Origin of the sequence: Acinetobacter sp. SwsAc2, from assembly GCF_013391465.1 — a bacterium.
Classification (GTDB): Bacteria; Pseudomonadota; Gammaproteobacteria; order Pseudomonadales; family Moraxellaceae; genus Acinetobacter; species Acinetobacter johnsonii.
Map to the genome: position 1 here is coordinate 1 of NZ_JACBEZ010000066.1, position 5,005 is coordinate 5,005.

The 5,005-nt window shown below is 39.6% G+C and carries 5 protein-coding genes and 1 pseudogene; 1 reads left to right on the forward strand and 5 read right to left on the reverse strand.

Features of this window, described 5'->3' with window-relative positions; all coding sequences use genetic code 11:
* Window positions 1-223: 223 nt before the first annotated feature.
* The 4 genes from HYI04_RS16530 to sbmA all read right to left on the reverse strand — a co-directional run bounded on the left by HYI04_RS16530 (window position 224) and on the right by sbmA (window position 4,163).
* Entirely contained in the window at window positions 224-742 is a 519-nt protein-coding gene (locus HYI04_RS16530) for a hypothetical protein (RefSeq protein ID WP_178896410.1), read from the reverse strand.
* 110 nt (window positions 743-852) lie between these two features.
* Window positions 853-1,716: a hypothetical protein gene (locus HYI04_RS16535; protein ID WP_178896411.1), complete on the reverse strand. Its 864-nt coding sequence runs from the start codon at window positions 1,714-1,716 to the stop codon at window positions 853-855.
* 59 nt (window positions 1,717-1,775) lie between these two features.
* Window positions 1,776-2,825, reverse strand: a complete 1,050-nt coding sequence (locus HYI04_RS16540) for a hypothetical protein (protein WP_178896412.1) — start codon at window positions 2,823-2,825, stop codon at window positions 1,776-1,778.
* 144 nt (window positions 2,826-2,969) lie between these two features.
* A complete protein-coding gene (gene sbmA, locus HYI04_RS16545) occupies window positions 2,970-4,163 on the reverse strand; it encodes a peptide antibiotic transporter SbmA (protein ID WP_159153166.1) in 1,194 nt (397 codons plus the stop codon).
* Window positions 4,164-4,612: 449 nt separating this feature from the next.
* On the opposite strand from sbmA, the gene HYI04_RS16550 reads away from it, so the two are divergent.
* The gene (locus HYI04_RS16550) at window positions 4,613-4,807 is read left to right on the forward strand and encodes a hypothetical protein (protein WP_004694700.1); all 195 of its coding nucleotides are present in this window, start codon (window positions 4,613-4,615) and stop codon (window positions 4,805-4,807) included.
* A 78-nt stretch (window positions 4,808-4,885) separates the two neighbouring features.
* Here HYI04_RS16550 and HYI04_RS16555 read toward each other — a convergent pair.
* Window positions 4,886-5,005: pseudogene (locus tag HYI04_RS16555) on the reverse strand (IS30 family transposase); the annotation flags it as partial.

Consider the following 5,005-nt stretch of genomic DNA (forward strand, 5'->3'; position numbering starts at 1 on the left):
TTCTTGACTCAAGCATTAATGCAGTACGATCTTCAAAGTTAAGATGATGGTATGACAATTTTATATACTCCATAAACCCTTTAAATTAATTAGGTGGTTTATGTCGCACTTCAAGTTTTACTCTGCCGAGTTTCTAAAACAGATTTTTTCCTACTTATGTTCTTCAAGCTGAAATCACTGTCCAACTACCACTCATAATTTTCAAATATTTAAATCGACTAAACTACCTCGTCACGCCCAACTTATTCCAAATTTCTGGGGTTAAAAAAGTCGTGACCAATTTATTCAAATCCACATAGCGTAGTACGCCTTGCAACTGCCCTTTCACTTCAGGGTTCTTTAAAATTTCCTCACCTGTAATCTGTCCAAGTTCCTGAAAACTGTCTCCAACCGCTTGTAAGCCTTCAGCTTGAATCACGGCTTTGGTCTGTGCTGAACATTGCTCCACCAAAATGCGTTGTAAAACCTGTGCGAGATTTTTATCTAGCTGTGTACGCTGTGCATCGGTGACATTGCTATACACTTTCAGATCTGGATGTGCAGCCAGTGCCGCAAACGTCCACTGCAACACAGTTGTTTTATCTGTTGCTGTCGTTGACTTCACCAAACAATTACTCAGTTGGTCGACTGTAGTACTGGCCGTTGCAACTTGGACTGAACCACACAAGGCTGCTGCCAAAAAAGCATGACGAAAAATAACAGAAGACCGACCACGTAAAACGCTTAAAACAGGCTGTGACATAAACTCAACTCTAATCAACAATTGCATTCTTTGTATCACAAAGCCCGTCTATCAGCCTGTTATGGAACTGTAAAATTACCGTGTAGTTGGAAAAAATTAAATCGCTCAATTCAAGCGATTTCCCTATCTAACTCAGCAGTTTCAAAGGCAGCGAGCTGTGGGTGTATGGTCGGGCATGCATTCCAAAACCAATAGAAGTAACCTTTGGGGTCAAGCAAAGTATACATCTGAATCGTAGATTGACTACTTTCGCCCTTCCAACACGCTAAAGCAGCATTACGGTTATTATGTAAATCGATAAATTCAGGAGCAACTTGCTTCGGCATTTCAGGAATATAAAGTGCGTCACCATGTTCTACCCACAAATCAGCCAAGTAAATTTTTCGGTCTTTTGGAAAATATCGTCCTGCTGAAATTACTAAAGGTAGTTTATTTGGATCGGTCGAAGCAAATACATGCGGAAAGTCATGATGCTCTAGGTCTGTGACGACAAAGGGATATAAGGTTTTTGCATCTAGATTGATTTGAGTTGGGTCATAAGGGAAAAAATGACCGGCCAACATGCCATATTGATATTTAATTTGAGACAACTTTTTCTGCGTAGCCTGTACCTCTATCGCCTGTCTAGCTTTCACCAAAGTCATACCAAATGCGACAGCACTTTCTGGCGTGGCTTTGAGTGGCATAAACTCAAAAGAGTTTCCTGCGAACGCTAATTGGGTCTGCTCTCCCCAATAGGTTTGGATCGTCGCTATTTCTTTGGGTACATCATAAACATGCCCCCTACTCATATGGGCGTTGGTTGAGGATGCTTGAATCAGCTCAATAGCATCTGATACTTCGGCTAAATACTCGGGTGTTCCGCCATTGTTGTAAAAATAAGGCTGAGCTGAAATATCAACGTCTATTTCTTGCACGGTCTGATCTAGCAAAGGCGCAGTAAAATAGGTGGCTGGGGTTTGCACATTACTCATGATGTATTTCCTTTGGTTGAGGTGCTCACATGAAGTGCGGTCGCAAACAGCCTAAAATCTTACTTCATTTGCTTGAGCATATTTTTAGCACCTGTGTGGTTATGGTTTTTGGCTAAGTTCTGCAAAACATATTTTGCCTGCCCTTTAGGGTTGGAAAAACGACTGCTATAACTTGGAATACCCGTTAAACAACGTGCAACTAATATGCCCGATTCGGTATAGACATTTGAGGCATCCGACCCCGGCAAACGACCATAGTTATATGCGCGTTGTGCACTGTTACAGGCAGCGACTTGGTTGCGTCCACTGTTAATATCACGGCGTGCAGACACATACAGTTTGGCCTGTTGCTGCTGTGGTGTTTCTACAGCTTTGACAGCCTTAGGTGGTACTTCTTTGTTTTCTTTTTTAGGCTCTACTTCTTTTTTGTTTTCTTCCTCTTTCTTCACCTCTGCCTTGGTCGCAGGTGCCTTCGTTACCGCTTTTTTGCTTGGCGTAATAGGGGCCATACTCCGTGGTGCTGGCTCAGTCAGTACTTTACTTTGTAGATTCACTACACGCGTATCATTTGAATTAGGCAGTTTACGTTCAGACACTGCCTCAATACTCACCAGCCACTGTTCGCCATTATTGAGCTGGCAACGAAAAGTACCCGTGCCCTGTTTTAAACTGTTATAGGTGCGAAGTAATTTTTTTGCCCACGGATCTTTCACTAAGCTAAAACTACTTTTTTGTGTCTGACTAAAACGCCCACCATGTGCTTGGCAATACTGACTAAACATGCTGCGTGGATATAGCACCTCGATATCTTTTTCATTTTTTACGCCTACCGTGTGATACACGTATTCTTTGCTGTTTTTATCGGTATCATTAATTTTTCGTTCTACGATTAGTTCTTGTGGTGATGCAATATTTGTAAAAGCTGTTTGTGCTATATTTCCCAGACTGGTACAGCCCTGTAACACACTCCCCAAAACCCCAAATACACATAAAATTTTATAATTCACTACGACTTTACCCTTAAACACCCGCATAAAAACATTAGCGGAAAGCACATAAAATAACAAACTTAAATAACTGTTTTTATTATTTATTTTAGCTTGACACACACATCATTCTGCTTTGTTTTATGACAACCTCAACAACATTTCATTAATTTAGTTTGAACCACACAACAAAAGTTACAGACAAAATGATGTTTGAACACATAAAAAAACCTGCCGTGAAAGGCAGGTGAGATACATCAAAAATATTTAGTCATCCAAAGTCGATTCAAAAGCTTTTAGCCGCTTATAAATCGAGAGCAGTTCAATAATGGTTTTCCATGACAAAATTAGATATTGAAATGACTCTCGTACTTTATCAAACACATTACCAATTTGGTTGATTAAACCTAGAGTCATTTTCCCTGCTGCAATTGCGGGAAATAACACCACCAAACTGTATAAAATATCCAGTTGTCGATACCATGTCGCGACTAAGTTAAAATAAGCATAGTGAAAATAAAGTCTAAAATAATTCTTTCTTACTCTGCTAAACAGTTCGACCAATGTTGCAGGTTGGGCACGGTCTGCATGGTCTTCCCCATACACCAACTCTTTACGGTAAGCCGCTTCAACCTTCTGATTATTAAACTCTAAACCTGGTAGTTTACTTCCCACTACCATTAACAAGACCGTACCAAAAATAGCCCAAATAATAGAAGCCCAAACTAGGGAATGCTTTACTTCACCCACAATAGGCAATTCAGGAACATGCTTTGAAAGCTCAAATAGAATTGGTAAGAAAGCCACCAACACCATCACAGCCTTGATCAACTCAACGCCCAAATCTTCTAAAATAGTAGCAAAGCGCATAGTGTCTTCTTGCACACGTTGTGATGCCCCTTCTATATGACGCAATTTTTCCCAGTGTTGGGTGTAGTATTCATTCATCGCTGTACGCCACCGAAATACATAGTGGCTGGTGAAAAAGGCATTGATCACTGCGAAAGTGACCGCAACCATCGCAATATACAAGAAGGTTAAAGTACCCATATATAGGTCTTTAATGTTACCGCCTTTACCAAGCATGCTTTGAATGAGATCCCAAAATGGTCCATACCATGCGTTGATGGCAACACTGACCTGTACACCAAACCAGATGTTAAACAGAATAAATGCGGAGCCCCAAATCGACCATCTTTGCCATTTATTGTCTGAGACAAAACGCCAAAATAAGGCAAAAAAGGTTGTTGCTATAAAAAACCAGAGATAGAACCATAGAAAAGACGGAGACCAAAAACGGCTCACTCCTATAGGCAGTTCAGCCGTTGCATATCCTTGCGGCCAACCTATGACGCTTCCCCATGTATTTCCCCCTGTGTACCACAGTACGACATTGATCACCGACCAAAGTAATACCGAAATGAAGAACCATCTAGGGTTTGGGAAAAATGACTTAAACATGAACGATATATATCCCTTTTATATTTCAGGTATGCAATCCGTGCATACTAATCCTTATTTCTTAATTTAGTACAATCGCATTACAGCAAGTTTGTACACTTTACTTATCCTTATTGGGTTATACGTTATTTGATTTGTATACCCCTTCACAAGAGCTCAGGACATTATTTTCCGACTTGATCAGTCACATCACAATCAAAATAAATTATTTCAATAACTTATGAAAATACGAACGGGCTTTGCCCCAGATTTAAAATAATATTTTATTGCTTATAACTTTTGGGTTTCAAACTGAAAAATTGCTTAGGATTTAAAGCGAGTGCAATGATGGTATTTCTCTGACAACCATACGATTACTTGTTGATTTTATGTATGAAAGAATGAAGTTTGCACATTTTAAAATAACTTCATGCTACTATCTTTTCATTAAAAACTATTGGATCTATGACATGGAAACCCTAGTACTTGAACTGATCAAACCACTCACACTGACAAAAGAAGACTTTCCACCCATTAACTTTGAAGAAGGCACTGTGCTCAAAGTTCTCATGAAAACACCTACAGGTTACTTGGTAACGGCGGACTCTCGTTTTAATTTTACGGTGTCTTTTGATGATGAAAATCAAGTATGGCAGAAGCTATAAGTTGCAACGCTCTTTAATAAAAGAATAATCTATTCAATAAGATAAAAATAAAAACCATCTTTTTTTATTGAGGCGGATTCAAGCGGCAAGTGCAACAGTATAAAAACCAGCCATAACTTCACTCGGTGTATGCCAACCTAGTGTTTTTCTAGGACGATGGTTGAGTGCAAATTCTATCTGCTCTATTTGTTCGTTTGA